The organism is uncultured Amphritea sp., assembly GCF_937127095.1.
Taxonomy (GTDB): Bacteria; Pseudomonadota; Gammaproteobacteria; order Pseudomonadales; family Balneatricaceae; genus Amphritea.
This window is the reverse complement of the sequence record NZ_CAKZLP010000054.1, coordinates 41,984-68,772: the sequence shown is the minus strand read 5'-3', so window position 1 is coordinate 68,772 and position 26,789 is coordinate 41,984. Positions and strand designations below refer to the sequence as shown.

The following is a 26,789-nucleotide window of genomic DNA, read 5'->3' as shown; positions in this document are numbered from 1 at the left end:
GGTGCTGTTAGTCTGAATGCCAATCAATGAGGCATTGAGGGGGAGCTTATCTGACGTTTTGCTTTAAGCGTGCTCCATAGATAGACCGTAATTGACAGCACAATCATTGAGAACAGAGTCAGGCTGATAGGGCGACTGATAAAAATACTCAGGTCACCATCTGCCACGCCCATTGCCTGACGGAAACGTGTCAGGAATACGGGCCCCAGAACCAGACCGAGAATGATCGGAACCGCAGGGATATCATTTTTACGCAGAATATAGCCGAACACGGCAAAGCCCAACGCTATCAACGCATCAGAGAACTGATAGTTCTGGCTGTAGCTGCCGACAAATCCCAGCACCAGTATGAAAGCGCCGATAAAGCGTCCCCGGATACGGGTGAGGTTAACGATCCACTTAGTCGCGAACGTCAGGTAGACAAATACCACGATATTCATCAGGAACAGTGAGATATAGAGACCTGAAATAAACTCGGGACGCTCGGCGAACAGTGTTGGGCCTGGTACATAGTTATGTACCATGAATACCGCCAGGAGCATTGCCATCAGCGCATCTGCAGGGATACCAAATGCCAGCAGCGGAATCATCACGGACGCAGTGACTGCATTGTTGGATGTTTCTGATGCGATAATACCTTCCGGGGCACCATTACCAAACAGCTTAGGTGTTTTGGAAAACTTTTGTGCCAGGGTATAGGAGAAGAACTGCGAGCCAAACTCGCCGACGCCGGGCAGCAGTCCCATGACAACCCCTAAAGCAGCAGAGCGAAGTACGGTGATTTTGTGTTTCATGAGTACAAAAAAACCGCCGAACAGACCCTCCCCCTCAAGTTTGGTGACACTGGAGTCATTGCCGCGGGCAGAGAGCAAGACAAATGCCTGAGACATGGCAAACAAGCCGATGACCGCAGGCACCAGTGGAATACCGTTGAGCAGCCATTCCTGATGGAAGGTGTATACCTGAGTGCTGAATGAGCGGTCGAGACCAATGGTGCCGAGAAAGATACCCAGCCCCAGCATCATGGCGGCTTCGACAACATGTTTACGGTGTGCCAGTACCACAAATATCATCCCCAGCGCCGAGAGCATGGCGAATTCGGCAGAGCCGAATAGGCGCGCAACCTGAGACAGAGCCGGGGCCAGCAGGACCAGTGATAACACACTGATAATACCGCCAACAAAAGAGGAGGTGTAAGCGATAGAGAGGGCTTTCTTTCCCTCTCCTTTTAACGTCATTGGATAGCCATCATAGGTGGTTAGCACCGCGACAGGCGTGCCTGGCGTATTCATCAGAATGGCAGGGATTGCGCCGCCGTACCAGGCACCTCCGTATACACCCAGCAGCAGCGATACACCGGCCAGTGGCTCCATTGAAAAGCTCAGTGGCAACAGGATTGCAATGACACCGGCGGGTTCAAGGCCGGGTATAGAGCCGATAGTGACGCCGATAAGTGCGCCGATAACAATAGCCAGCATCACATTGAGTGTGCCGACTTCATTCAAACCTAATAGCAGGGTTTCCATAGCAGAATCACGTCTTAAAGGTATTGGTTAGCAAAGTCAGACCATACATCCGGTAGCAGACTGTACAGCCATACATCCGGCAGCCAGAGACTGACGCCAACACGGAAAATCAACACCATGACTGTCAGTGTGCCCAGCGTTGCCAGGAACCAGGTTCGGTCCAGCAGTCTACACATCCACAAAAGTGTAGTGGTGAATAAAAGAGTCGAGAGTACAAAGCCAAGCACTGACAGAGTGTTGATATAGAGAAAAAACAGAGCCGCCGAGATCAGCGCTGTACGGTAACTGCTCAGGGTGTCAAACAGTGATTCAGTAATATTCCACCGCTTGAGAAAACCGCTTTTTAATGACTCGATCACCCTGACGCTGGTGAATATCGCTAATAGCAAAAGCCCTACAGATGAACCGAACATCGGCTGTAAAAACCAGCCGCGATTGGTATGAATCAACGGTGCTTGGAAAGGCAGTAAACCCAGCAATATCAGGGACAGAGCCAGGATACACCAGTAAATACCGTAGTGTTTTTCCTGAGTCAGCTCATCTGTGTCAATCTCTGCGGTGCTTTTTACCTGACTGCTCATGAGTTGATACCATTATTATTATGGGTTAACAGGGTGAAATACTGCAGCAGGCAGCTGTGCCTGCTGCAGTGACTGGCGTGATTACTCTTTCATGTAATCCAGTAAGGATTTAGACGCTTCGTAGTCGTTAGCAACGACCTCCTCTGCGAATTTACCGCCGATCCAGTAAATACCTGCACCGGTCGTCGCACTCAGCTCTTTAACCCGATCGCTGGAAAGGGCTTTTTCAGCAATTTCTGCGATACGCTGTTTAACCGCTTCAGGGGTGCCCTTCTTAACAAACAGCCCGTTCCAGGTTGTCTGACTGATACCGGTTTGTTCGTTGAGTGTTGGGACGTCAGGCGCAATGCTCAGGCGACTGCGGGTCAGCGATGCCAGCAGCTTAACGTCGCCGGACTTCAGACACGCCAGAATCTGCTGCGTGGTGGTGTTAATAACATCGGCATCGCCATTTGAAAGGGTAGAGCAGTCATTCGAATCAAACGCCGCATTAGATGAGAATTTTATACCCTCTTGCGCAGCAACTTTAAAGGTGATTGCTGTGGGCAGTGCCTGATAGCCAAAGTGGCCCAGCGATACATCGTGAGTCTGGGAGTATTCGGCCAGCTCCTCAATGTTGTTGTACTTGGAGTCCGCCTTCGTGGCCAGTACAAATGGATAATCCAGGAAGATACCGACAGGCTCAAAGGTATCTTTGTCATACGGGGCATTACCTGACAACAGGTGAGTCGTCAGAATATCAATGACAAAAGAACCGATAGTCAAACCATCTGCACGGGCACGGGCGACGTCAGATGCACCCACAATACCTGCACCTCCTGGTTTGTTAACGACGGTGGCTGGCTTGCCGGTTTCTTTGGCCATATCTTCCGCAATCATGCGGGTCAGGATATCTTCAAGATCACCTGGAGGCCATGGCACTACGAACTTTACCGGGCGATTAGGATAGTCGGAGGCCTCTGCAACTGAGCCCATAAATGGAGCCGTTGCAAGCGCAGCGAGAGCACATACCTTTATTATTTTCTTCATAGACATTCCTCGGGAGTTAATCTTAGTTTTGTTTAGTGTGTTTTTTCAATGGAACAATCAATACAGGTATTTCACTGTGATGAATGACTTTCTGAGCGGTTGAGCCTAGAAATACTCTGGAAACCGAAGAGGTTTCCCGGTCGCCCATGATGATCATGCTGGCGTTCAGCCGTGCGGCCGCTTTGAGAATAACCTGATCAGGTTTTCCTGGAGATACCTGAATCGTGGGCGGATAGGGGAGTTCGAAATCCTCTTCGAGCTCGCTTTTAAGAAACTCTTTAATACGCATACCTATGCGTATTTTGAAACTTTCGATAAGCTGATTCTTATGTTTGAGTGACGCGTTTACCGGTAAAAAATCATCGATAAAATCGTCCATTGGCTCAATGGCATGAAGGAAGATTATCTGTGCGTTGTTATTGATCGCTTGCTTGACCGCCATACGAAACGCAGGTCGGCTGCCCTCACTGATATCACTGGCGTACAGAATTGTGTTGATCTCAGGTAGCATGATTAAATCTTCCCGTTGAATTCTTCTTATCTCTCATTACAGAGCAAAACTCTGCGACTGAGTATCAACCATAAGGTTGACCGGATTACTGAGGTGCTATTTTTTTAAAAAAAAAGCCCGCAGAGCAGGCTTGTAAAATGTGCCTCATGACGAAGCACTACCGCGTTAACGCTTTTAACAGGTCATCTCTTTGCCCATCGCCGTTATGGGCTAAAGGGGTGAGCTTAGTATTTGGGGCAGGAACATAAAAAAAGAGCTTACCGGGGTAAGCTCTGCAAAATCTTCATGAGAGAAGAGGTGCTCCCCAATACTGTTGACAAGGTGCGTGCTGCGAGCATCCGCCAGTATTGGCAAGCGTCTGCTAAGCCAGTGCAACAGACATCGCTATTAAGCCAGCATTACCGCCTGACCGATATCGACCAAAGGGTTGAGCCAGAGTGTGCTGCTGCAATGATCTGCAGGGCCGTGAGATACTGTGATTCATTAGCTACTTGGATTCAGGCAGCCCAGCGAAAAGTTTTTCTTACCCCGACGCAGCAGCATAAAGCGGTCATGAAGTGCCAGGTCAGCGTTCATCGCCAGGTCCGCCTCATTGATCACCGACCCGTTCAGCTGGACTGCGCCAGATGAGACAAACTCCCGTGCCTGTCGGCGGGATGTCGCCAGCCTTGAACTGACCAGCAGGTCGGTCACGGTCATCGCTTCAGTGACTTCGCAGGTGGGCAGACCATCCTGTTCCAGCTGTTGTAGCTCTTCCCGCGTAAGTGTATCGACTGAACCGCTGAACAGCGCTTCAGAGATTCGCCGGGCCTGCTCAAGTGAGCGCTCGCCGTGCACCAGGCGGGTCATCTGTTCTGCAAGGATGCGCTGTGCCTGAGGTTTTGATTCACTCAACTGGTCGGTTTGCTCAATCTGTTCAATCTCTGTGAGCGGTAAAAAGGTGTAATACCGCAGGAACCGATAGACATCCGCATCTGCGGTGTTGATCCAGAATTGGTAGAAACTGTAGGGCGAGGTTTTTTCAGGGGCCAGCCAGATAGCACCGGATTCTGTTTTACCAAATTTGGTGCCATCGGCTTTGGTGATCAGTGGCAGGGTCATCCCGAACACCTGAGCACCATTGAGTCGCCGGGTCAGGTCGATACCGGCGGTGATGTTGCCCCACTGATCATTACCGCCGATCTGCAGCGAACACTCATAGCTGCGGTTAAGCTCGGCAAAATCGTAAGACTGCAGCAAACTGTAGGAAAACTCGGTAAAGGAGATCCCCTGATCCGGGCGTTCAATACGCTGACGTACCGATTCCTTGTTGATCATGGCATTCACCGAGAAATGTTTGCCGATATCACGCAGAAAACTCATGATATCCATGCTGCCCATCCAGTCACGATTATTCGCGATCATGGCTGATTCGGCGCCGCACTCGAAGTCGATAAAGCGGGCGAGCTGATCACTGATGCTCTGAATCCACTGATCAACCGTTTCAACCGTATTCAGACTTCGCTCTGTGGCTTTAAAACTGGGGTCGCCAATCATTCCGGTTGCCCCACCAATCAATGCGATAGGCCGGTGTCCTGCCTGTTGAAAACGTTTAAGCATTAACAACGGCACCAGGTGGCCAATATGCAGGCTGTCTGCGGTTGGATCAAAGCCACAATACAGGGTTCGTGTTTGTTGCAGATGTTCAGTCAGTTTTTCGGCATCGCCGCTTTGCTGGGCGATCAGTCCACGACCTTTAAGGTCGTCAATAAGGTTTATATCGGTCATCGTTTTTGTGTCATAGATATAGGGAAAAGCGGGGGAATCTGCCCCCGCATAACCTCTGGCTGAGGAATTATTTGTTGATATTGAGTACCTGCATTTGGGTATATTCCAACATCCCCTCTTCACCGAACTCGACACCAAAGCCCGACATCTTACAGCCGCCAAAAGGCGCGTGGGGCAGTACTTCGGCGTGTCCGTTGATCCAGGCGGTACCGCATTCAAGCTGGCTGGCGATCTGCGTGGCTTTCTCAATATCTGCGGACCATACCGATCCACCCAGGCCAACATTGGCTGAGTTCGCCCGGGCCAGAGCATCTTCCACGTCGGTAAAGCGAATAACAGGCAGTACCGGGCCAAACTGCTCTTTATCAACGAGGCGGACACCGTCAGTAATGTCCGCAACAATGGTCGGCGGATAGAAATAACCATTGCCTTCCAGTGGTTCACCGCCACAGAGAATGCGTGCACCATTGGCTTTTGCATCTTCAACCAGTTCGCTGACAATTCTGAACTGGTTGGCGTTTTGTATCGGGCCGAAGGTAGTTCCAGCTTCAAGACCATTACCAACAACCTGTGCCTGAGCAATCTCAGCCAGCTTGTTACACAGGGCGTCATAGATGTCGTCATGCACATAGAGGCGCTTCAGGGCTGCGCAGGTCTGTCCCATATTCAGGAACGCAGTCTGGAAGATCCCCTCGGCAATGGCATCAACATCGGCATCCGGCAGGACGATGGCGGCATCGTTACCCCCCAGCTCCAGCGTCAGACGTTTAAGATTGGCAGCGGCACTGCTCATAATCCGCTGTCCGGTAGGGGTTGATCCGGTAAAGACAATTTTACTGATACCCGGATGGCTGCTGATCGCGCCGCCGATTTCGGCTTGTCCGGTTAGCACATTGACCACGCCTGCAGGCAGGACTTCGTTGATCAGCTCAACCAGTCGCAGGGTATTCAGTGGCGTATATTCTGATGGTTTGCAGATGACGGTATTACCGGTGCGCAGTGCCGGCATGATGTGCCAGATAGCGATCATCAGCGGCCAGTTCCACGGCGTGATAGAGGCAACCACTCCCAGCGGTTTGTGGTGTGCTTCGATCCGTTTGTGCTCGCTGTCCTCGATAATTTTTACCGGAATAGTCAGGTCTGCATTGTAGCGGGTCCAGGCGACAGCTCCACCCACTTCTGCCTGAGCGAGAAACATCGGCTTACCCTGCTCCAGAACAATGATCTCCGCCAGTTCATCGGCCTTGGCTTCAATCAGATCGGCAATCTTATGCATCAGAGCCTGGCGTTCTGCATCGGAGGTGTGCTGCCAGGTTTTAAAAGCATGGGTGGCTGCGGTAACGGCCTGATCCAGCTGTTCGACCGACGCGAGAGGGGCAGAAACAATAACCTCTTCGGTCGCCGGGTTGATTACGTCAAAGGTGCCTGCTGCGCCAGCAAGTTGTTCACCGTTAATGGTCAATGAAAAAGAGGTCAGCATCTTGGTTCTCCTGGAGACAAGTGAGCCCTGCAAAGGCAGGGCTCTGTTATAGTTATATAGATAGAGCCCGGTTTTTAAAATGGTACGATAGCGATAACCTGAGCGTAGAAGTTATCGTCGTTGGTATTCTGGGTAGCATTATCGCTATCAGGGGAATAAACACCGATTAGTGGGCTGATGATCAGGTGATCATTCACAACCCATTCAGCGTACAGATCTACTTCCTGGCCATCGGAGTTTGAGCCAAACGTGGTTGAATTGCTGAAGTCAAAGAACAGCGCACCAACAGACAGCATCTCGGTAGGAGAGGCTTTAAGCGACACATGCTGGATTTCGGCAGAAGAACCGAACGGACCGGCGTAGTTGGCCGCAACCTCACCCTGGAACCAGGTACCGTAGCCACGGTTGAAACCGTAGAACAGGGAGTCAAAGCCTTCATCGTACTTCGTGTAGCGATAAGTCAGCTGTGGAGACCAGGCAACATCGGCAAAGGTCCAACCCGCTTCTGCATACCATGCATTCGCATCGGCAGAACTGTCGCCCTGAGACTGATCAGCATATTCTGCAGACAGGAAGAGGTTTTCAACACCTGCATTACCCTGGAAACGCACGCTGACAGTCTTCTGTCCATCACGTTTGGCATTGTCTACGGCGTTAAGTCCCTTGATGTATGTAGCTCCGAAAGTGCCTTTTTCAGTAACATACTCGATGTTTGCACCGCCCAGCTCCATTTCGGATTGAGCCTTATTGTCTGACCCAAGGTAAAACAGGTCTCCGCGCAGGCCGTCTTCACCACCAATACGGGCAATTACGGTCTGGTCGAATGCTTTCCGGGCTGCCAGCCAGTATGCGCCACCACGGTTGGAATCAGGGAAAACACCTTCACCGAGGTTTAACGCATCGCCGTTGATTAAAAAGCCATCGCCAATGGAGAAATTCTGCCGACCGATAGAGAGATCCAGTAAGCCTGTACGGACACCCACAAAGGCGTCTTCAATTTCGGTATGGCGCTCGCTACCATTCGTGTTACCACCGGCATCGCCGTCACCCCAGGTGCCGGAAGAAACAAAATTTATACCGCCATAGATGGTGCTTTCAGTAGAGACTTCTTTGCTGCCACTGAAGCCAGCCTTCAGGTAGCCTTCCTGCCAGCTGGAGCTGTTACCGCTTTTGCCAAAATAGTTTTCCTGGCTGCTGAATGTGCCAACAACGGCTTCTATATCCAGATTCAGTTCAGAACCGTTTTCGCTATAGAGGTTGTAAGCAGATGCTGAACCTGAAACCAGGGCAATGGCTGAACCCAGCGCTACAGCAGAGAGCTTTTGTTTAAAGTGTTGTGTCATCGACATGATCCTCCGGGGATTCTTTGTTTTTTTAGCAGAAGCGGTTATTGAAGGGAGTAGATAACCAGACCAACTACGCCTTTATTCGACCCGGAATCAACGCTGAAAGTAATCAACCGTATGGTTGATATCGTGATGTTTGTATTGCCTGTCAGAGTCTGGCAACCTTATTGGCGGTTCATTCATCATGAAATATTGGATTAGATAGATGCCACAACCTAAGTTTCCAAATATATTTCAGCGTAAAGCCCTGGACCTGATTAACGATCTGATCCCGTTGAGTGAATCGGTGTTTTTTCTGGTTGAGCCCGATATGCGCCATCGCGGGGCCGTGGTGTATAAAAGTGGCTCTGATATTGAAAAGCAATATGAAACGACATACAGAAACATGGATCCGTTAAATCCGGAACGTTTCAATCGTAGCGTCGAGCGGGTGGTCACTCTTGATTCACAGATGTCGCCGCACCTCCTGAAGCAGACCATCTATTATCAGGAGTTTATGGTGCCCAATAATCATCGCTATGTAGCGGATATTTTTTTTCGCAGTGAAGAGCGCATTATTGCGGTGTTGTCGATGTTGCGTGAAGAACGATTGGGCAACTATAGCGATGATGAGTTGCAACTATTACGTAAACTACAGCCCTTTCTCGAATACAGTCTGAATGCGGTATATCTGCCTCACCGGAATGCAGAACGCAGTTCAATTACCGATAAATACGCACTGACCGAACGTGAATTGGATGTGCTTGAGTTGTTATTGAGTGGCTCGAGTAATAAAGAGATTGCGGTTGATCTAGGTCTTGGACTGGCGACGGTTAAGACTCACCTGCATCACATCTTTCAGAAAGTCTCAGTACAATCTCGCAGTGAACTGATAGCCAGCGTTCTGCTGGATCTGCAAGCCTGAAAAACGCATCTATAATTGCGCTAATCTGTCCGCTTCCACCTTTTGGTGGATGTCGGTTAATACCTCTTACTTAGATACTGTTTGCCAAAACTAATCAGGTCAGAACCTGAAGAAATACAGGGCAACTTTATGTCAAGCACTACAAATACTGAGTTATTACAGCGTCGTTACAATGTTATGGGCAAAAGCTCTCCGCTTTTTTACGAGAAACCTTTGCATCTGGTGCGTGGAGAAGGGGTCTGGTTGTTTGACCATCAAGGGAACCGTTATCTGGATGTGTATAACAATGTCCCCCATGTGGGTCACTGTAACCCCCGTGTTGTAGAGGCAATGTATAAGCAGGCATCCACGCTTAACATTCATACCCGTTATCTGCACGATAATATCGTTGAGTATATTGAGCGTCTCACAGCAACCTTCGATGATGGATTGTCAATGGCGATGCTGACCTGTACCGGCAGTGAAGCGAATGAACTGGCACTGCGGATGGCTCGTTTTTGTACCGGAAATCAGGGCATCATCGTGACCGACTTTGCCTATCACGGTAATACCGAAGCGGTTGCCGAACTGGGTACCGGTTTTATGCCGGAAGCAAAGACGACTAAACGGGTTAAGTCTTTTGCTATTCCAGACGCCTATCGGGGTATCAGTGGTGTGGCTGAAAGTGATCTTGCCGATGCGTATGCAGCACAAGTACAGCAAGCTATTGATGAGTTTGAAGCGGAAGGGATAAACGTTGCGGGGATGCTGGTCTGTCCTGATTTCGCGAATGAAGGCTTGTTAACTGTACCCAAGGGCTTCCTTGAGAAAGCCACTGCACTGGTGCGGAAAGCGGGTGGTGTGATGATTACCGATGAAGTGCAGGCGGGCTTTGGCCGCAGCGGTACACATTTCTGGGCCTATCAACGGTATGATCTGACGCCGGATATTGTCACCCTGGGCAAACCGATGGGTAACGGCCACCCATTGGCCGGGGTTGTCGCCCGTGCCGATATGATTGAGGCGTTTAGCAAGGAGGCGATGTATTTCAATACATTCGGCGGGACACCGGTCTCTTGCGCCGTGGGCATGGCGGTGCTTGATGCGTTGCATGAAGATCGCCTGATGGAAAATGCAGTGACGACCGGTGCTTATGTTACGGCGGGTCTGCGTCAGTTACAGGATAAGTATTCTTTGATCGGAGATGTGCGCGATCTGGGAATGTTCTTTGGGGTTGAGCTGGTGCAGGACCGGACCACCAAAGCTCCAGCGATTATTGAGTCTCGCCGGATCATTAACCTGATGCGGGAGCGGGGGGTACTGATCAGCACCATCGGCGTCACCGATTCGATCCTGAAACTGCGTCCGCCAATGCCTTTCCAGCCAGAACATGCGGATCTGTTGATTTCGACACTCGATGACGTGCTTGAAATCGTTAGTCGGGAGATGGCCGGATGAATAGCTTTTATGAGATAGGTCCGGCGCAGCAGTGTGAACGATTGCAACAGCTGGCGCAAAAAGCGTTGCGTCACTGGCAGTTGGATGCCTGCAGTATTGAGCTGATTAAATATCGGGAAAACGCTGTATTTGCAGTGGTGACGACCACTGGCGTTCGCTACGCACTGCGTATTCATCGTCCTGAATATCACAGCGATGCAGCGTTACGTTCAGAGCTTCAATGGATGGAGGCTTTGAATAAGGTCGGTGTATTGGTTCCGGAAGTGATCCCTACTGCAGCTGGCGAACTGCTCATTACCGAACAGTTAGAAGGCATTCCTGAGCCGCGGCAGCTCGATCTGTTTGCCTGGATTGACGGTGAACAGCTCGGTTCAGTCGAGCATGGTCTGGGCGATAATGCTGCGCAGATTTCCGCCCTCTATTTTGCTATCGGTGAAACAGCAGGGCGGTTACATAACCAGTCCAGTCACTGGCCGCTGCCCGAGGGGTTTCAGCGGCATGCCTGGGACTGCGATGGCCTGGTGGGCGAACAGCCATTCTGGGGGCGTTTTTGGGAGCTGGAACTGCTGACCTCTGAGCAGAAAGCGCTGATAACTGAAGCCCGGGAAAAAGTCCGGCTCAGGCTACAGCAATTACCAAGAGCACCGCAGAATTACAGCCTGATCCACGCTGATTTTGTGCCCGAAAACCTGATGGCTGATGGTGCCGGAGTTCGACTACTGGACTTTGATGATGCCGGTTTTGGCTGGCATATGTTCGAGTTGGCAACAGCACTTTATTTCATCATCGAAGAAAACGTTTATGACGTTGCCAAAGAGGCGCTTTTTGACGGTTATCGTCAGCACCGGCATCTGAGTGAAGGGGATTTGGGATTACTGGAGTTATTCCTCACCGCTCGTGGCTTCACCTATCTTGGCTGGATTCGCAGCCGTCAGGAAACGCAAACGGCACAGGAACTGGCGCCCGAACTGATCCGGATGGCTTGCCAGCAAGCAAAGCGGTTTCTGTCGCAGTCCTGATATTGCCCTGCGTTTGCTTCAGCGTCGCTTGACGACAAGTCACCGTAACCGGTGGCTTGTTTATTATTGCACCGACGACAGAGAAGGTGTCTCACTGAGTTTTCTTGATACCCAACATATTATTATTCAGGAGTTGATTATGCATATCGATCTGAGCGGTAAGGTTGTCATTATTACGGGGGCCGGACAGGGGATCGGCGAAGGACTTGCGTATGCTTTCTCGGCCGCCGGTGCAACGATTGTTGTGGCGACCCGTAGCGCTGCAAACGGCCAGGAGACGGTCGACAGTATAGTTAGGGCGGGCGGCCAGGCTGCGTTGATTCAGTGTGACGTGGGCAGCCGCATTGAAAATGAGAGCCTGATTGAAAAAACGATTGAGCTATATGGTCGCCTCGACACCATTATTCATAATGCGGCGGTCTACCCGATGCAATCCATCGAGACCTTAACGGATGAACAGTTGGATACGACCCTGTCTGTTAATCTGAAGGCCGCCTTCTGGCTGACTCAGGCGGCCTTACCCTATCTGCGAAAGGCGCCATTCGGTCGAATTATTTTTACCTCATCGGTGACCGGCCCTAAGGTTGTGATGCCGGAAACCGCGCATTATGCCGCCTCCAAGAGTGGTCTGAATGGATTTATCCGTAGTGCCGCGCTGGAATTTGCCAGAGAGAACATAACCGTCAACGGCGTTGAACCGGGCTATATCCTGACGCCGGCAATGGGGGCGCTGGTTGATGAAGAGGGGCTGCAGGAGATGGCCAGCCAGATTCCCATAGGCCGCCTGGGCGCCCCGGCTGATATTGCCCATGCCATGTTGTTTCTGGCGTCAGAGCAGGCGGCGTATATTACCGGCCAGACGATTACGGTGGACGGTGGTTCAACGTTACCGGAAAGTCCCGTGCTTATGGAGCAGTTTTACCGTTCAAAAGCATAATATGAGGATGTTCAGCTGAATCAGGAAGATATAAAAACTTAACATGTTAAGTAGTGTTGTGTATTATAACACAAAAAATTGATACCAACGGGGCGCAGCTGCCCGATAACGTTAAAAGAGATAGCTATGAAATTAGAACTGAAAGATTCCTCGTTGCTGAAAACTCAGGCGTTTATAGACGGGCAGTGGGTTGATGGCGACGACGGTGTCACTTTTGCTGTGCTGAATCCCGCAACTGGTGATGTGATCGCTGAAGTTGCCAGTGTTGGTCAAACGGAAACGGCCCGCGCTATTGCCGCAGCTGATGTCGCCATGCAGGAATGGAAAGCCCTTCCGGCAGGGCAGCGATCCGGGATACTGGAACGCTGGCATGCATTGATTATTGAAAACATCGATGATCTGGCGGCGATCATGACGATCGAACAGGGCAAGCCGGTTTTCGAATCCAAAGGTGAAGTGCTTTACGGTGCATCCTATCTGAAATGGTTTGCCGAAGAGGGCAAGCGGATCTATGGTGACGTACTGCCTTCCGCCAGTGATCGCCGCAGCATCGTGATTAAACAGCCCGTTGGCGTCGTGGCGGCGATTACCCCATGGAACTTCCCCAATGCGATGATTACCCGCAAGGCTGCGCCTGCGCTGGCTGCCGGTTGTGCCATCGTTCTTAAACCTGCCGCAGAAACGCCGCTGTCAGCACTGGCGCTGGTCGAGCTGGCTAACCGTGCAGGCTTGCCAGCGGGTCTGTTCAGTGTTCTGCCAAGCTCACGTTCTTCATCCGTGGGTGGTGAGATGACCTCCAACCCGACAGTTAAAAAACTGACCTTTACCGGCTCCACTCCGGTGGGCAAACTGCTGATGAAACAGTGTGCCGATACCGTTAAACGTACCTCAATGGAGCTGGGGGGCAACGCACCGGTGATTATATTTGATGACGCTGATCTGGATCTGGCCGTTAAAGGCGCGCTGGTGTCTAAATACCGTAATTCCGGCCAGACCTGTATCTGTGCTAACCGACTGCTGGTTCAGGAAGGTATCTACGATGCTTTCGTAGAAAAGTTTGCGGCGGCGGTAAAAGAGTTCCGACTGGGGTATGGCTTTGATGCTGAGACCACCCACGGCCCTGTCGTCTCTAAGAAAGCTCTCAGCGATATCGATGCGATTGTGCAGAATGCCGTGAAGCAGGGTGCTAATGTTGTCACTGGCGGTAAGCCATCAGAACTGGGTAACTGTTTCTACGAGCCAACTGTGCTGACCAACGTCAATGACAGTATGAGTATCTTCTCTGAGGAGATCTTTGGCCCGGTTGCGCCGGTCTTTAAGTTCAGCACCGAAACACAGGCTATTGCGATGGCCAACGATACTGAGTTTGGTCTGGCGGCTTATGTGTATACCGAAAATGTTGGGCGTATCTGGCGTGTATCTGAAGGGATCGAATACGGCATGGTTGGGGTGAATGAGACGGCTATCAGCTCTGAAGTGATCCCTTTTGGCGGTGTGAAAGAGTCTGGTCAGGGCCGTGAAGGGTCTAAATATGGTCTGGATGATTATCTGGAAACAAAGTACATCTGTATTGGTGGACTGCAGCGCTAACCGCTAACACTGCAGGCTTTCAGCGTTATTTGCCGGGCCTGCTGCTGTTGTCGAGGTGGCGATTATGCTGCCCCGACGACAGCAGTTGTTCTCCGTGAGTTCTCTGCCTGGCTATACTCGGCTCAGGCTTCCAGCTCCGTCAGTTCTTTTAGTAACTTAGACAGTTGCTCCAGTTTTTCTTCACCATATCGTTCAGCAAACGCTTTATAGCGCGACTCAACATCCGGGCTTAAGCGTTTAAACAGATCAAGTGCTTTGTCTGTCAGACTTAACAGCGTGCGTCGCTGATCCTCTTCTGATTTCTTGCGCTTTATATACCCTTGCTGTTCAAGGCGTTTAATAATCCCTGTCAGGCTTGGGCTGAGGATACAGCAATGTTCTGCAAGCTGTTTTGACTCAAGTTCCTCATAGGCTTTAAGCGCCCTGAGAACACGCCATTGCTGTTCAGTTACACTGTTTTCCTGCAGCAACGGGCGGAAAAACACCATTGTGGCTTCGCGGGCTTTGAGCAGTTGCAGGGGTAAGGAGTCTTCAAATTTACGCATATGAGATTCTTAATATCTAAACTAGTTTTCTTATTCTTACGATTCAGCATGGCTGATGCAAATGTTTTTTCAGACTCGGTCTGTGCAGCTTATTTTTTCCAGCGTATATATCCATGAATCAGCAGGGTGATTATTACCAGCGCGCCTCCCTGAAGTGCTGCGCGACTGGGCTCTTCATTAATAAATATCCAGACTAGCAGAGGGCCACAGGCGGTTTCCAGTAACATCAGCATGCCGACCTCTGCCGCTGAAATGAGGGTTGGGCCTATGGTAATCAGAACAAAGGCGATTGGCACAACAATAACACACAATAACAGCATCCAGCCCCAATCGGGGCCCGATAGCGCCAGAGGCGAACCGAAGAAAATGCTGATCAGGCTCACCAGCAGGCCTGAAAATATCAGTGCAGGAGTCATATTTCGATGTTTTACGGCGCGGTCGTTAACAAACTTAGCCGCGAGAGCGATACCACAAAAGAGTGCCATCAGGTCCCCTTTGAGGTTGGGGCTGGACCAGGAGTCTTTCATCACCCAGCCGATGCCGAACATGGAGATCAATATTGCGATCCAGGTAATGGGGGCCGAGCGCTCACCAATAAACAGCCGCGCGATAATGGCAGCAAACAGCGGCTGGGCACTGATGATCACCAGAACATTGGCCACCGAGGTGTGATGGATCGCGGCGACAAACAGTATAGAGCAGATACTGTAAAACACTGCTGAGCGGATGTAGGCCCAGTCGCGATAAAACAGGGGTTTTCCCGGGTAGCGGTAGCGACACCAGAGAGTTACCATCAGGCCCAGCAGCAGGCCGCGCCAGAACAGCAGGCTGAAAGCTTCAACCTGAATCAGCCTGATTAGCAGGGCATCAAAACTCAATACCAGCACACCCAATGATGTTAGTAAGAATCCTTTCAGGTATTCAGTATTCATTAACGCCCTTCTGTAAACACGGTTTATTTATATTTATGGCTGGTAATCGGCAAGGTCAGGCATTGTATCCATATTGGGCTCAAAGTTCAGCGTTACCCGATAATAAAAACAGTACTGAAGTACCATAGTGCTTTCGCTTTAGCCTCCTAAACTTGAAGCACTATAATCAGGAGCGCGGTGATGAAAAAACTATCTGTTGGGTTGATGCTGCTTGTTTCTCTGTTTTGCCTGGTGACATCGGTTGGCGCAGCCAGTTTAAGCGAGGGTGTCAGACAGATCTATCTGCAACAGAAAGATGGCAGTGAACAGCGTATTGGCGAGCTGGTATTGAGCCCGGCTGAGAATAGCCTGCTGAGTTATAAGGTTAACCTGGATTACGATCTGTTTAAGGATTATTTCCTTTCTATGAAAGAGATGAAGTGTCTGGAGGGCGATGAACTCTGGTGTTTTATTCCTTACCCTTATACACAACCGCGAACAGTGGCCGAGGATGATCTGCGCTGGCTGGAGCATGATCTGCTGTTTATGTTTAAGCCGCCTGAAGCGTTTGGCGCGAATTTCTGGAACGGAATCTACTACAAAATGGAACTGACCGATCAGGGGATTCGCGGCACTGCTCATGCTGTTGACCTGAACAGGCTTGCTTCTCCCCCTGACGATTTGAGTCAGCCACCGATCGGCGAGTTTGATACCGATGAGGCTGACCTGGATAAACGCTGGTTACCTTATATTGAGATCCGTTGATAGCGCGCTTTCTGCCTGACTTAGGATACAATGCATTACTTTCATCGCAGAGTTATTCCAGGCTATGGCTAAAGCACATCATCGTGAAGCGAAACAGGTTACCCGCTTACATCCGAGAAATCCCCATCAGGGTCGTTATGATTTTGACCGGCTGTGCCAGCTGAATGCTGAGCTTCAGCCCTATGTCGCCGTCAATCGGTTTGGCAGTCAAACGATCGATTTTCACGATCCAGCGGCCGTAAAAGCACTCAATAAAGCGTTGCTGATGCAGAGCTATGGCATCAGTTTCTGGGACATTCCGTCGGGCTATCTCTGTCCACCGATTCCCGGGCGGGCGGATTATATCCATCACCTGTCCGATGTGCTGGCCGCTGATAATGACGGTGTAGTGCCAAAAGGGCGTAATATCACCGGGCTTGATATCGGAGTGGGGGCGAACTGTATCTATCCCATCATCGGCAGCCGGAGCTATGGCTGGCAGTTTGTTGGTACCGATATAGACCCGGTGGCGATCAATACCGCAACACTGATCAGTGAAGCAAATAGCGTGCTTAGAGGGCAGATCGAGTGTCGCTTGCAAAGTGATGCCAGACAGATATTCAGAGGGGTCGTAAAACCCTCAGACCGGTTTGACTTTACCCTATGTAATCCTCCTTTTCACGGTTCCGCAGAGGAAGCTGAAGCGGTTAGCCGACGTAAACTGCGTAACCTGGGTAAAGGCGATGACAAGGTTACTTTGAATTTCGCAGGCCAGAGCAATGAGTTGTGGTGTAACGGTGGCGAACTGGCGTTTATAAAACGGATGATTTTTCAAAGTAAGGAGGTTGCCGAACAGTGTTATCTGTTTAGCTGTCTGGTGTCAAAACAGGAAAACATCACCCGTCTTAAACGTGAATTAAAAAGTGCCGGGGCGAAGCGCGTTCAGGTGGTTGCTATGTCTCAGGGGATGAAGGTGAGCCGACTGTTAATCTGGACATTTCTGTCTGAAGCCGAGCAGCTGTCGTGGCGGGAATCATACTGGGGCGATAAATAAATTATCGCCACAGTGGTAGGTAAGGTTGATGAAATAAGCAACTCAGCGATCAGCAATGATTAGTGCTGATGACGCTGTTGCAGCAGTCTGGCTGTATTCTCAAGCTCTTCCATGTAGTTAAGCAGATCCTCTGACAGTATATCCGGGTGAGCGTTAAGCAGGCTTCTGATCGTTTCTAGTGGTGCAGGTGATCCCTGATGTATGTTGTTAGTAATTGCTAGAAGCAGAGAGGTGAGCACCTCGAGACTTTTTACACGTGACTCCAGGTTATATCCATCCACATTCAATCCCCCTTGGATTGTCATAATTCACACGGCAGTTGTTTCCTTAACCTACTACCTCCTGACATATAGAAAAAGTGTAGTCAAAAATTGCAGACTTTGGAGGAAAAATCATGAGATGTTTTCAAGTGCATTCTGGCTGTATTGGTCTACTCCTCAGGCAGCAGTGAACTTGTCAGCATCTCTTTGCATAAACGACCCAGTATCGTAACCGCTTTTTCCTGTGCCGGGTTGGAACTGTTAACGCAGCAGATGCGCATAAAGTTTCTATATTTTCCCGAGGCGGAAAACAGTGTTCCGGGGGCGATGCTTACGCCTTGCTCTTTAGCACGCCGGTTCAGCTCATGTGAATCAATCTGATCCGGAAGCTCGACCCACAACAGATAACCGCCCTGGGGGTAGCTGATACGGGTGCCTTCCGGCATATCCCGTTTTAACCAGCCGATCATAGCGTCGCGATCGCGCTGATAGTCGCGCCGAACCCGGCGCAGGTGTTTTTCGTAATAGCCCTGCGCAATGAATTCGGCCACTGCCATCTGCGTCAGTTTGGGGGTCGACAGGCTGGAGAGGTATTTAACCATCATAATATGCTCCCGATAGCGACCGGGGGAGATCCAGCCGACCCGGACTCCGGGGGCGATCGATTTTGAAAATGAGGAACAGAGAACCACCCGCCCCTGGGTATCGAAGGATTTGATTGTTCTCGGGCGGGGCAGGGTATAACTCAGATCGCCATAAACATCATCTTCGATTAACGGCACATCATAGCGGTTAAGCAGTTCCAGCAGTCGCACTTTATTCTTGTCCGGCATAGAGTAACCGAGCGGGTTATTGTTTGTCGGTGTCAGCAGGCAGGCTTTGATCGGCCACTGCTCAAACGCCATCTCCAGTGCTTCCAGGGAGATTCCGGTTTCCGGATGAGTAGGTATCTCCAGTGCTTTGACGCCGTTGATTTTGATCGCCTGTACCGAACCGAAAAAACTCGGGGAATCCACCACCACAATATCACCCGGTTCAGTCACAGCTCGTAAACTGCAGGAGAGTGCTTCCTGACAGCCAGAGGTGATGATGATCTCATCAGGATGTACCCGGCAACCTGAGTCGACCATCACCCTGGCGATCTGGTGACGCAACGCATCAGAGCCTGCTGCCAGTTCATAATCCAGCACATGACTATTAGCGTTGCGGCTGAGTTCGGACATCAGACGTGTCAGTGGTTTCAGGGTGGCTGCCCGGGTGTCCGGCAGCGCCAGGCTCAGCTTGGTGGTGGCCGGACTGCCATACTCATTGATCATATGTTGCAGTTTTTGCCACTGGGCTACCACCAGTGGCTGAGGGGCCGGACTGCTGGTGGCGGGGAGTTCTGGTGGAGCCTGGCGTAACAGCACGTAATAACCTGACTTTGGCCGTGACTCAATCACACCATCATCAATCAGTAGACCATAGGCTTCCTGTACAGTTGAGATACTGACGCCGTGTTCCTGACTTAAACCTCGCACCGAGGGCAACTTATCACCAACAAGATAATAGCCCAGCTCGATACGGTCCTTCAGGGTTGTTGCTACCTGTTCATACAGTTTCATCAAAACTCTCCCGTACAGTGTAAAAAACAGTACAGATTTCTGTGTTTAAACCATTACAGATATGGGTTTATTGAATCTGTAGCGGTTAAAAATATTTATTGCTGAATCTGTGATGGTATCAGAAATATTCATAAACTGAAGACCTAAATGTGGAGGGCATCAGAATGAAACGTTTTCTTAAAAAGGTTAAACAATACAGGCAGATTTATTACAGCAGGCAACTACTCAAAGGTCTTGATGCTCGTGCGCTAAAAGACATAGGCCTGACCAGAAGTGAAGCGCTGCGTGAAGCAAGACGGCCATTTTGGTCGGGTAAGGCTGTTGAAGAGGAGTCCCATGTAGAGTCGAAAGGTCTCTTCCTATATCAAGCCATCACTCTGGTGCTGGTGTTAGGAATGGGGCTGACCGCCTGTTTTAATATTAATTAAGGTTGTGAACAAACGCGGTTTTTCTAGGGCGAGCTATTCAGGCTCTTAACAGGGGGCATTCGCCCCGCTGAATAAAAGTGGCAGATAACCTGAAAACAGAACTATGCTGTAGGTGAAAAATATAAAAATAAAATTCGGAGGTGCCAGTGTTTCAGGAATTCTATCCTTTACGTTTACAGGACAACTGTGAAGTCGAACATCTGCTTTCCCCTGAGGTCAATCAGGAACCGATCAGTTTGCGCAGCCCCGCCAGTGAGGTGATGACCGATTTTAGCCGGGTGCTGCCGGTGACAGTGACCGAAGGTGTTGCCGTTGATGATGCGCTTGAGCGGATGAAAACTCAGCATGTGCGCATGCTGTTTGTGATCACCCTGGCGGGTAAGTTCGTCGGTGTGATCAGTGCGCAGGACATTGCAGGCAGTAAGGTGATTGTTTATATGCAGAATCACGGTGTCAGCCGGGATGAAGTTTCCGTAGGGCATATTATGCTGCATAAGCAGTATCTGCGCTCGCTGACGTATGATCAGATTCGTCATTCCAGAATTGGAGATATTATGCTGACGCTGAAGAATTCCGGGGATCAGCATCTGCTGGTTGTTGATCAGACTGAATTGGGTATCAGACGCATCCGGGGCATCATTTCTGCCAGCGATATCTCCCGTAAACTCAAGGTTGGGTTTGACATAATGTATGAAGCGAAGTCCTTCGCCGAGATAGAAAAAATCATAACGCAGGGCGGCGAGATGATCGTTTGAAGATAAGCAAAAAATATATTGGCTGAGTTTAAAAATTCACTTTACAGAGGGTGGGTTTAAACTATACTTCGCGTTTTCTAATGGAGTGAATAACTCCTCTTTCCGCCGGAGATACCGGCAGGAGTACAGGTAAAAATAGTGATGAAATTGCCGGATCATATCTCTGCTGAAAAATGGACTCGCCTGAAGCAGGCTGCCGATCAGTATCAGACTCCTTTCCAGTTGATTGACCTGCAAACCGTTGCAGAAAAATATCAGGAACTGAAGAACGGTTTTGACTTTGCCTCTATCTATTATGCGGTTAAGGCGAACCCACATCCTCAAATTGTCGGGCTGTTGGCTGACCTGGGTTCAAGCTTTGATATCGCGTCCATTTATGAACTGGATCAGGTGCTGTCGCATAACGTATCACCTGACCGTGTCAGTTATGGAAACACGATTAAAAAGCGTGATGATATTCGCTATTTTTACGAAAAAGGTGTGCGTCTGTTCGCCACTGACTCCGAAGCAGATCTGGAAAATATTGCGCAGTACGCTCCGGGTTCCCGTATCTATATTCGTATCCAGACCGAAGGTGCTGAGGGCGCTGACTGGCCGCTGTCCCGTAAGTTTGGTTGCAACCCGGATATGGCGCTTGATCTGGCGATTATGGCGAAAAAACTGGGTCTTGAGCCGTACGGAATCTCTTTCCATGTCGGTTCGCAGCAGCGTCTTATCGACGTTTGGGATGCGGCTATCGCGAAGGTTAAGGTGATCTTCGAGCGCTTACGTGAAGAGTGTGGTATTGAGCTGCGTATGATCAACATGGGTGGCGGTTTTCCGGCACAGTACCTGACTAAAGCCAACGATTTCTCAGTATATTGTGAAGAGATCACCCGCTATCTGATGGAAGATTTCGGTGATAACCCGCCGCAGATCATCCTTGAACCGGGTCGTTCCCTGGTGGGTGACAGCGGACTGCTGGTAAGTGAGGTTGTGCTGATCTCCCGTAAGTCGCATACGGCTCTGAACCGATGGGTGTACACCGATGTAGGTCTGTTTAACGGCCTGATCGAAACCCTGGGCGAAGCGATTAAGTTTCCGTTGGAAACTGAACGTGAAGGCGAGGGTGAAGAGGTTGTGCTGGCAGGACCGACCTGCGACAGTATGGATATTATGTACGAAAACTTTAAGTATGAGCTGCCCCTCTCACTGGAGATCGGTGACCGGCTTTACTGGTTTTCTACCGGTGCTTATACCACCAGTTACAGCTCGGTTGAATTCAACGGCTTTCCGCCGCTGAAGTGCTACTGCGTAGAGTAATCATTTATCAGAAACCCGCTTCGGCGGGTTTTTTTTCATTAAAATTGATTTATCTACACAGAATGGTAACCGGCTCTTCAGATAGATCTCCCGCCTATGTTATAAGAAGAGGGTTATTAGCAACTTTATCGCTAATTTTTGACACCTATCAGTTGTGGAGTTACGAATGAAAAATGCCAATCTTCTTCAAACCCGTATTGATGCCCTGCTCAATGTTCTGTCTGAAGATGTACTGATTTTAAGTCAGCAAGGCACCATCATTTTTTCCTCGCACAACGAATCGCCCATCCCCTGGGGCGGAAGTGATCTACTGATAGACAAAAACCTGAGTGACCTTTTTCCTGCAGCGATCGCTTCGTTGTTGCAGGGGATGGTTGATCAGTCTTTAAGTCTGAATCAGCTCATGGTGAAAGAGGTTCTGTTCGACCCGAGCGAGATCGTCTTCCTGCAACAGCAGGGGATGGTTGAGTCCTGCTGGGTTGAAGTACGGATGGCCCCCTCTGCGGGAGATGAGCCCAGTGTGGTCTGTCGCATAGAGGATATCAGTCGGCGAAAAATGGCCCAGCGGGAAAGCTCTCAGGTACAGAGAGATCTGCTGACGGGCATGTACAACCGTCGGGCGCTGATGCCGGTGCTGGCGCAATCTATCGCTCAGGCGGTTCGTTATGACTGGATCTGTAGCCTGATGCTGATCAACATTGACAGCCTGAGGCTGATCAATGATCAGCGAGGCTGGGATGTCGGTGATCAGATTCTCAAACGCTTGGCTGAATCTCTCAATAGTCTGAAGCGTACTGCTGACTTTCTTGCCCGGGTCGGTGAAGATGGTTTTGCCATCCTGCTGCCGGAAACCAACGCTGAACAGGGTATACTGGCCGCAGAGCGGGTGCGCAATATGGTGTCTGATCTGTCCGCACCGCATTCGGGTACCGATGTGCGTTTCACAGTCAGCATTGGTGTTGCCACGCTGATGGGGGAGGATGATAGCGCCGAGTCTATGTTCAATCGTGCTGAAATTTGTCTTCAGCAATCTAAACAGCAGGGCGGTAATCAGATTACCGGTGATGAGTAAAACGCTGCGTATTATCTGAATCGCCGGGCATGCTTATTTGTTTAAGCCTTCCCCATTTATAGAGTGCAGGGGGCATAGTCCGAACGTGCTATAAAGCGGTGGTGCCTATAAAACAGATTAGCTTTATCGAACGGCGGACAAGTCGCGCAGCGACGTTCGGGCTTCGGACCTCTGCTTTTAGTTATACAGCTGCAGTGGTGCTTCCTGCAGGGCGAACAGCTGTTCTCTCAGTTCAAGGATATGTTCGCTCCAGTAGCGTACAGTATTGAACCAGGGAAAATTGTGGGGGAAGGCGGGGTCTTCCCAGCGGCGGGCGATCCAGGCGGCATAGTTCATAATTCGCAGGGTACGCAGGGTTTCCGTCAGTCTTAGCTGAGCGGGGTTAAAGTCACAAAACTCACTGTAACCTTCGATGATCTCCAGTAGCTGTGCTTGCTGGCTCTCTCGTTCACCTGATAGTAGCATCCAGATGTCCTGAATCGCAGGCGCCATTCTGGCATCATCAAAATCAACAAAGTGCGGGGCGTCATCGCGCCAGAGCATATTGCCGATATGGCAGTCGCCATGCACTCTGATCCGGTTGATCGGTTCACAGATCTGCCAGTTTTCCTCCATCAGTTTCAGCAGGTCAGCCGTCAGGGTGTCGTACGAGGTTTTGAGCTCCGCTGGAATGAAACGCTCGCTGATCAGTTGCACGCTTTCATGACCATAACTGGCGATATCGATCTCTGGGCGGTGGATAAACGGACGGCTGGCACCGATGGTGTGAATCCGGCCGAGCATCCGCCCAAGGATGAGCAGGTTGTCCATATTATCCAGTTCGGGTGCGTGCCCCCCTTTACGGGGAAACAGGGCAAACATAAAGTCGCCATAGGTAAACAGGCTTTCACCCTCGCGAATCAGGGGCGCGACGACTGGCAATTCCTGTGCGATCAGCTCAAAGCAGAACTGATGCTCTTCCAGAATCTGCTCTCTGCTCCAGCGATTTGGACGATAAAACTTGGCGATCAATGGCTCGCTTTCATCTATACCGACCTGATAGACACGGTTTTCGTAGCTGTTAAGACCAAATACCCGTCCATCACAGAGATACCCCAGGCTTTCAATGGCGTCCTGAATAAAGCTCGGTGTCAGGTGTTCAAACGGGTGTGGAATAGTCATCGGTCTACCAGTTTTTGAAAGGGTGGGTGAGCAGGTTGGAGTTGTAATAACGTTTGTCGCCGGTAACTTCCTGAGTAATCCAGTCAGGCAGCTCGGGTTGCTCGTTCTCACTGTCCAGTTCGACCTCTGCGACGATCAGACCTTGATTGTCTCCGGTGAAGATATCCAGTTCCCAGAGGTGACTTTTGTGGGTGATGAGATAGCGCGTCTTATAAACTACCGGGCCAGTACACAGCTCGTCCAGCATCTGCCGGGCATCGGTTACCGGTATCTCATATTCAAACTCACTGCGAGAGATGCCTTTGGATGCTCCCTTGAGAGTGAGAAACGCTTTATCGCCCATAATCCGTATACGTACCGTGGTTTTATCGGCGGTCTGGATATAGCCCTGACAGATAGTCAGTCCCTGATCAGGCAGGTGTACTTTATCCATATTCACGAGAAACTTTCGTTCAATTTCCTGTGCCATATCTTTTCCTTAATAAAAAAGGCACTTTACAGTGCCTTTGAATTATAACGTATCGGGATCATATCTAAGCATTATGAATGCCGGTTTACATAATCCGCATGCCAGGTTGTGCGCCTTCGTGGGGTTCGAGGATCCACAGATCTTTACCGCCCGGGCCAGCCGCCAGTACCATACCCTCCGACATACCAAACTTCATCTTCCGTGGTGCCAGGTTGGCAACCATGACAGTCAGCTTTCCTTCCAGGTCTTCAGGATTGTAGGCAGACTTGATGCCGGCAAACACGTTGCGGGTTTCTCCACCCAGATCCAATGTCAGTTTTAACAATTTATCGGCGCCTTCGACATGTTCCGCTTTCGCGATGCGGGCAACCCGCAGATCAACCTTGGCAAAGTCATCAAAGGTTATCTCATCGGCAACCGGATTCTTCTCCAGTTCGGTTTTCACTGCTACAGGCGCTGCCGGTGTTGTCGCTGCGATTGCAGCCAGTGTGGCTTTGCTGTCTTCGATCATGGCGTTAACGCTGTCTTCCTCAATACGCTGCATCAGTGGTTTAAACTTGTTGATCCTATGATTCAGCAGCGGTGTTTTAACGGCATCCCAGGCAAAACCGTCGATATTCAGGAACGCGGCAGTATCTTCAGCAACCTGAGGCAGTACCGGTGCCAGGTAGGAGATAATTACCCGGAACAGGTTGATGCCCATGGTGCAGCAGTTTTGTACGTCCTGCTCTTTACCTTCCTGTTTTGCCAGCACCCAGGGTTCAGCAGCATCGATATACTGGTTAGCTTTATCGGCGAGATGCATGATCTCCCGCATCGCTTTACCGTATTCACGGGCTTCATAGGCGTTTGCAATCAGCTCGCCTGAGGCAATTGCTTCAGCATACAGGTCTGGTTCTGCCAGTGAATCAGCCAGCTGTCCATCAAACTTCTTGTGGATAAAACCAGCGCAGCGGGAGGCGATGTTAACCACCTTGTTAACCAGGTCAGCATTCACCCGCATGCGGAAATCATCCAGACTCAGGTCGATATCATCGATCCCGGAACCTAGTTTTGCAGCGAAGTAGTAACGTAGGTATTCCGGACGCAGATGCTTCAGGTAGGTTTCCGCCATAATGAAGGTGCCGCGGGATTTGGACATCTTCTGGCCGTTAACGGTCAGGAAACCATGGCAGAACACTTTGGTCGGTTTACGAAAACCGGCACCTTCCAGCATGGCTGGCCAGAATAGTGTGTGGAAGTAGGCGATATCCTTACCGATAAAGTGATACAGCTCGGTGTCGGACGCTTCATTCCAGTACTCATCAAAGTCGACGGTGTTTTTATCGCACCAGTTTTTAAAGCTGGCCATATAACCGATAGGGGCGTCCAGCCAGACGTAGAAATATTTGCCTGGTGCATCGGGGATTTCAAATCCCCAGTAGGGCGCGTCACGGGAGATATCCCAGTTCTGCAGGCCAGATTCGAACCACTCATTGAGTTTATGAATCATCTGTTCCTGCACGCAGCTGTCTACCCAGTTGCGCAGGGTCTTTTCAAAGTCAGCCAGCTTAAAGAAATAGTGTTCAGATTCTTTTTCAATCGGCTTGGCGCCGGATACCGCGGAATAAGCGTTTTTCAGTTCAACCGGACTATAGGTTGCACCGCAGACTTCACAGGAGTCACCATACTGATCATGCGCGCCACATTTCGGACAGTCACCCTTAACGAAGCGGTCCGGCAGGAACATCTCTTTTTCCGGATCGTACGCCTGAGTAATGGTCTTTCTGGCGATATGCCCGCCGTCACGCAGACGGGTATAGATCAGCGAAGCAAAGTGTTTGTTTTCTTCAGAATGGGTTGAGTAGTAGTTATCAAACCCCACCATGAAACCTGCGAAATCGCGCTGATGCTCCTCGCTCACCTGGCTGATCAGAGCCTCGGGCGAAACCCCCATTTGATCAGCTTTTAGCATGATCGGGGTGCCATGAGCATCATCAGCACACACGTAAGTGCAGTGATTGCCGCGCTGGTTCTGGAAGCGGGTCCAGATGTCAGTCTGGATGTACTCTACCAGGTGGCCCAGATGGATTGGGCCGTTGGCATAGGGCAGAGCGCTGGTAACAAGAATCTTACGTTGTATGTCGGTCATGATTCGGAGCAGGTCTAGGTTGCAGAGATAAGCGCGAAATTTTACTCTTAAATGACTGAAATTACAGCAAGGAGCGGGGATTTTTTGTCTGTTGGAGACGAATCATAAAGAATCTGAGGCATTCGTTTTTGTGACTATTGTGGGTAACACTGCATAGACAGTTTTTTTAAAAAGAGCTACAACCTACATAGGAATTAAAAATCAGGGATTAAAAATAGCCCAGAAA

General features: G+C 50.3%; 25 protein-coding genes. 11 read left to right on the top strand and 14 right to left on the bottom strand.

What is annotated here, in order from left to right:
- Positions 1–23: 23 nt before the first annotated feature.
- The 7 genes from Q0499_RS12040 to Q0499_RS12010 all read right to left on the bottom strand — a co-directional run bounded on the left by Q0499_RS12040 (position 24) and on the right by Q0499_RS12010 (position 8,237).
- Positions 24–1,526 (bottom strand): tripartite tricarboxylate transporter permease, encoded by a 1,503-nt coding sequence (locus tag Q0499_RS12040; RefSeq protein ID WP_299199680.1) that lies wholly within the window; start codon positions 1,524–1,526, stop codon positions 24–26.
- A 14-nt stretch (positions 1,527–1,540) separates the two neighbouring features.
- Positions 1,541–2,107: a hypothetical protein gene (locus Q0499_RS12035; protein ID WP_299199678.1), complete on the bottom strand. Its 567-nt coding sequence runs from the start codon at positions 2,105–2,107 to the stop codon at positions 1,541–1,543.
- A gap of 81 nt (positions 2,108–2,188) precedes the next feature.
- The gene (locus Q0499_RS12030) at positions 2,189–3,136 is read right to left on the bottom strand and encodes a tripartite tricarboxylate transporter substrate binding protein (RefSeq protein ID WP_299199675.1); all 948 of its coding nucleotides are present in this window, start codon (positions 3,134–3,136) and stop codon (positions 2,189–2,191) included.
- Positions 3,137–3,158: 22 nt separating this feature from the next.
- Positions 3,159–3,647, bottom strand: a complete 489-nt coding sequence (locus tag Q0499_RS12025; protein ID WP_299199673.1) for a universal stress protein — start codon at positions 3,645–3,647, stop codon at positions 3,159–3,161.
- Positions 3,648–4,130: 483 nt separating this feature from the next.
- On the bottom strand, positions 4,131–5,414 hold the full coding sequence (gene tyrS / locus Q0499_RS12020) for a tyrosine--tRNA ligase (protein WP_299199670.1): 1,284 nt from the start codon (positions 5,412–5,414) through the stop codon (positions 4,131–4,133).
- 67 nt (positions 5,415–5,481) lie between these two features.
- Positions 5,482–6,894, bottom strand: a complete 1,413-nt coding sequence (locus tag Q0499_RS12015) for an aldehyde dehydrogenase family protein (RefSeq protein ID WP_299199668.1) — start codon at positions 6,892–6,894, stop codon at positions 5,482–5,484.
- Positions 6,895–6,968: 74 nt separating this feature from the next.
- Positions 6,969–8,237 carry an alginate export family protein gene (locus Q0499_RS12010; RefSeq protein ID WP_299199666.1) on the bottom strand — a complete coding sequence of 423 codons (1,269 nt, stop codon included), beginning with the start codon at positions 8,235–8,237 and terminating at the stop codon, positions 6,969–6,971.
- 208 nt (positions 8,238–8,445) lie between these two features.
- Between Q0499_RS12010 and Q0499_RS12005 the strand changes: the two genes are divergently transcribed.
- From Q0499_RS12005 to Q0499_RS11985, 5 genes are all read left to right on the top strand, one after another.
- Entirely contained in the window at positions 8,446–9,144 is a 699-nt protein-coding gene (locus Q0499_RS12005; protein ID WP_299199664.1) for a LuxR C-terminal-related transcriptional regulator, read from the top strand.
- Positions 9,145–9,273: 129 nt separating this feature from the next.
- Positions 9,274–10,581, top strand: coding sequence for an aminotransferase class III-fold pyridoxal phosphate-dependent enzyme (locus Q0499_RS12000; protein WP_299199663.1), 1,308 nt, complete (start codon positions 9,274–9,276; stop codon positions 10,579–10,581).
- On the top strand, positions 10,578–11,600 hold the full coding sequence (locus Q0499_RS11995) for a phosphotransferase (protein ID WP_299199662.1): 1,023 nt from the start codon (positions 10,578–10,580) through the stop codon (positions 11,598–11,600). The genes Q0499_RS12000 and Q0499_RS11995 overlap by 4 nt, the downstream gene beginning before the upstream one ends.
- A 139-nt stretch (positions 11,601–11,739) precedes the next feature.
- The gene (locus tag Q0499_RS11990; RefSeq protein ID WP_299199660.1) at positions 11,740–12,537 is read left to right on the top strand and encodes an SDR family oxidoreductase; all 798 of its coding nucleotides are present in this window, start codon (positions 11,740–11,742) and stop codon (positions 12,535–12,537) included.
- A 126-nt stretch (positions 12,538–12,663) separates the two neighbouring features.
- On the top strand, positions 12,664–14,127 hold the full coding sequence (locus Q0499_RS11985) for an NAD-dependent succinate-semialdehyde dehydrogenase (protein ID WP_299199657.1): 1,464 nt from the start codon (positions 12,664–12,666) through the stop codon (positions 14,125–14,127).
- A 122-nt stretch (positions 14,128–14,249) separates the two neighbouring features.
- On the opposite strand, the gene hpaR is transcribed toward Q0499_RS11985, so the two are convergent.
- Positions 14,250–14,672 carry a homoprotocatechuate degradation operon regulator HpaR gene (gene hpaR, locus Q0499_RS11980; RefSeq protein WP_299199655.1) on the bottom strand — a complete coding sequence of 141 codons (423 nt, stop codon included), beginning with the start codon at positions 14,670–14,672 and terminating at the stop codon, positions 14,250–14,252.
- An 89-nt stretch (positions 14,673–14,761) separates the two neighbouring features.
- Entirely contained in the window at positions 14,762–15,604 is an 843-nt protein-coding gene (locus Q0499_RS11975; RefSeq protein WP_299199653.1) for an EamA family transporter, read from the bottom strand.
- A gap of 180 nt (positions 15,605–15,784) precedes the next feature.
- On the opposite strand from Q0499_RS11975, the gene Q0499_RS11970 reads away from it, so the two are divergent.
- Positions 15,785–16,348: a hypothetical protein gene (locus tag Q0499_RS11970; RefSeq protein ID WP_299199651.1), complete on the top strand. Its 564-nt coding sequence runs from the start codon at positions 15,785–15,787 to the stop codon at positions 16,346–16,348.
- Between the two features lie 64 nt (positions 16,349–16,412).
- Positions 16,413–17,381 carry a 23S rRNA (adenine(1618)-N(6))-methyltransferase RlmF gene (gene rlmF / locus Q0499_RS11965; RefSeq protein WP_299199649.1) on the top strand — a complete coding sequence of 323 codons (969 nt, stop codon included), beginning with the start codon at positions 16,413–16,415 and terminating at the stop codon, positions 17,379–17,381.
- A 59-nt stretch (positions 17,382–17,440) separates the two neighbouring features.
- Here the strand turns inward: rlmF and Q0499_RS11960 are convergent, their stop codons facing one another.
- On the bottom strand, positions 17,441–17,662 hold the full coding sequence (locus Q0499_RS11960) for a hypothetical protein (protein ID WP_299199647.1): 222 nt from the start codon (positions 17,660–17,662) through the stop codon (positions 17,441–17,443).
- A gap of 149 nt (positions 17,663–17,811) precedes the next feature.
- The gene (locus Q0499_RS11955) at positions 17,812–19,245 is read right to left on the bottom strand and encodes a PLP-dependent aminotransferase family protein (protein ID WP_299199644.1); all 1,434 of its coding nucleotides are present in this window, start codon (positions 19,243–19,245) and stop codon (positions 17,812–17,814) included.
- Between the two features lie 164 nt (positions 19,246–19,409).
- Between Q0499_RS11955 and Q0499_RS11950 the strand changes: the two genes are divergently transcribed.
- The 4 genes from Q0499_RS11950 to Q0499_RS11935 all read left to right on the top strand — a co-directional run bounded on the left by Q0499_RS11950 (position 19,410) and on the right by Q0499_RS11935 (position 22,802).
- Positions 19,410–19,673 carry a DUF1127 domain-containing protein gene (locus Q0499_RS11950; protein ID WP_299199641.1) on the top strand — a complete coding sequence of 88 codons (264 nt, stop codon included), beginning with the start codon at positions 19,410–19,412 and terminating at the stop codon, positions 19,671–19,673.
- A gap of 146 nt (positions 19,674–19,819) precedes the next feature.
- Complete coding sequence (locus tag Q0499_RS11945; RefSeq protein ID WP_299199638.1) at positions 19,820–20,428, top strand: CBS domain-containing protein; 609 nt, start codon at positions 19,820–19,822, stop codon at positions 20,426–20,428.
- Between the two features lie 141 nt (positions 20,429–20,569).
- On the top strand, positions 20,570–21,730 hold the full coding sequence (locus tag Q0499_RS11940; protein ID WP_363317796.1) for a type III PLP-dependent enzyme: 1,161 nt from the start codon (positions 20,570–20,572) through the stop codon (positions 21,728–21,730).
- 166 nt (positions 21,731–21,896) lie between these two features.
- A complete protein-coding gene (locus Q0499_RS11935; protein WP_299199636.1) occupies positions 21,897–22,802 on the top strand; it encodes a GGDEF domain-containing protein in 906 nt (301 codons plus the stop codon).
- Positions 22,803–22,979: 177 nt separating this feature from the next.
- Here Q0499_RS11935 and Q0499_RS11930 read toward each other — a convergent pair whose 3' ends face one another.
- The 3 genes from Q0499_RS11930 to metG form a co-directional block, all read right to left on the bottom strand.
- Positions 22,980–23,963, bottom strand: a complete 984-nt coding sequence (locus Q0499_RS11930) for a serine/threonine protein kinase (protein WP_299199634.1) — start codon at positions 23,961–23,963, stop codon at positions 22,980–22,982.
- 4 nt (positions 23,964–23,967) lie between these two features.
- Positions 23,968–24,432: a CYTH domain-containing protein gene (locus Q0499_RS11925; protein WP_299199632.1), complete on the bottom strand. Its 465-nt coding sequence runs from the start codon at positions 24,430–24,432 to the stop codon at positions 23,968–23,970.
- 85 nt (positions 24,433–24,517) lie between these two features.
- Positions 24,518–26,563, bottom strand: a complete 2,046-nt coding sequence (metG, locus tag Q0499_RS11920) for a methionine--tRNA ligase (RefSeq protein WP_299199630.1) — start codon at positions 26,561–26,563, stop codon at positions 24,518–24,520.
- Between the last annotated feature and the right edge of the window lie 226 nt (positions 26,564–26,789).

What these genes read in the sequence shown, in the direction of transcription:
- Q0499_RS11935 (WP_299199636.1), top strand. Translation starts at nt 21,897, where the DNA reads ATGAAAAATGCCAATCTTCTTCAAACCCGTATTGATGCCCTGCTCAAT.
- rlmF (WP_299199649.1), top strand. Translation starts at nt 16,413, where the DNA reads ATGGCTAAAGCACATCATCGTGAAGCGAAACAGGTTACCCGCTTACAT.
- Q0499_RS11990 (WP_299199660.1), top strand. Translation starts at nt 11,740, where the DNA reads ATGCATATCGATCTGAGCGGTAAGGTTGTCATTATTACGGGGGCCGGA.
- metG (WP_299199630.1), bottom strand. Translation starts at nt 26,563, where the DNA reads ATGACCGACATACAACGTAAGATTCTTGTTACCAGCGCTCTGCCCTAT.
- Q0499_RS12030 (WP_299199675.1), bottom strand. Translation starts at nt 3,136, where the DNA reads ATGAAGAAAATAATAAAGGTATGTGCTCTCGCTGCGCTTGCAACGGCT.
- Q0499_RS11955 (WP_299199644.1), bottom strand. Translation starts at nt 19,245, where the DNA reads ATGAAACTGTATGAACAGGTAGCAACAACCCTGAAGGACCGTATCGAG.
- Q0499_RS11950 (WP_299199641.1), top strand. Translation starts at nt 19,410, where the DNA reads ATGAAACGTTTTCTTAAAAAGGTTAAACAATACAGGCAGATTTATTAC.
- Q0499_RS11940 (WP_363317796.1), top strand. Translation starts at nt 20,570, where the DNA reads ATGAAATTGCCGGATCATATCTCTGCTGAAAAATGGACTCGCCTGAAG.
- Q0499_RS11975 (WP_299199653.1), bottom strand. Translation starts at nt 15,604, where the DNA reads ATGAATACTGAATACCTGAAAGGATTCTTACTAACATCATTGGGTGTG.
- tyrS (WP_299199670.1), bottom strand. Translation starts at nt 5,414, where the DNA reads ATGACCGATATAAACCTTATTGACGACCTTAAAGGTCGTGGACTGATC.
- Q0499_RS12035 (WP_299199678.1), bottom strand. Translation starts at nt 2,107, where the DNA reads ATGAGCAGTCAGGTAAAAAGCACCGCAGAGATTGACACAGATGAGCTG.
- Q0499_RS11930 (WP_299199634.1), bottom strand. Translation starts at nt 23,963, where the DNA reads ATGACTATTCCACACCCGTTTGAACACCTGACACCGAGCTTTATTCAG.
- Q0499_RS11925 (WP_299199632.1), bottom strand. Translation starts at nt 24,432, where the DNA reads ATGGCACAGGAAATTGAACGAAAGTTTCTCGTGAATATGGATAAAGTA.
- Q0499_RS12010 (WP_299199666.1), bottom strand. Translation starts at nt 8,237, where the DNA reads ATGACACAACACTTTAAACAAAAGCTCTCTGCTGTAGCGCTGGGTTCA.
- hpaR (WP_299199655.1), bottom strand. Translation starts at nt 14,672, where the DNA reads ATGCGTAAATTTGAAGACTCCTTACCCCTGCAACTGCTCAAAGCCCGC.
- Q0499_RS11970 (WP_299199651.1), top strand. Translation starts at nt 15,785, where the DNA reads ATGAAAAAACTATCTGTTGGGTTGATGCTGCTTGTTTCTCTGTTTTGC.
- Q0499_RS12025 (WP_299199673.1), bottom strand. Translation starts at nt 3,647, where the DNA reads ATGCTACCTGAGATCAACACAATTCTGTACGCCAGTGATATCAGTGAG.
- Q0499_RS12015 (WP_299199668.1), bottom strand. Translation starts at nt 6,894, where the DNA reads ATGCTGACCTCTTTTTCATTGACCATTAACGGTGAACAACTTGCTGGC.
- Q0499_RS11995 (WP_299199662.1), top strand. Translation starts at nt 10,578, where the DNA reads ATGAATAGCTTTTATGAGATAGGTCCGGCGCAGCAGTGTGAACGATTG.
- Q0499_RS12040 (WP_299199680.1), bottom strand. Translation starts at nt 1,526, where the DNA reads ATGGAAACCCTGCTATTAGGTTTGAATGAAGTCGGCACACTCAATGTG.
- Q0499_RS11985 (WP_299199657.1), top strand. Translation starts at nt 12,664, where the DNA reads ATGAAATTAGAACTGAAAGATTCCTCGTTGCTGAAAACTCAGGCGTTT.
- Q0499_RS12005 (WP_299199664.1), top strand. Translation starts at nt 8,446, where the DNA reads ATGCCACAACCTAAGTTTCCAAATATATTTCAGCGTAAAGCCCTGGAC.
- Q0499_RS12000 (WP_299199663.1), top strand. Translation starts at nt 9,274, where the DNA reads ATGTCAAGCACTACAAATACTGAGTTATTACAGCGTCGTTACAATGTT.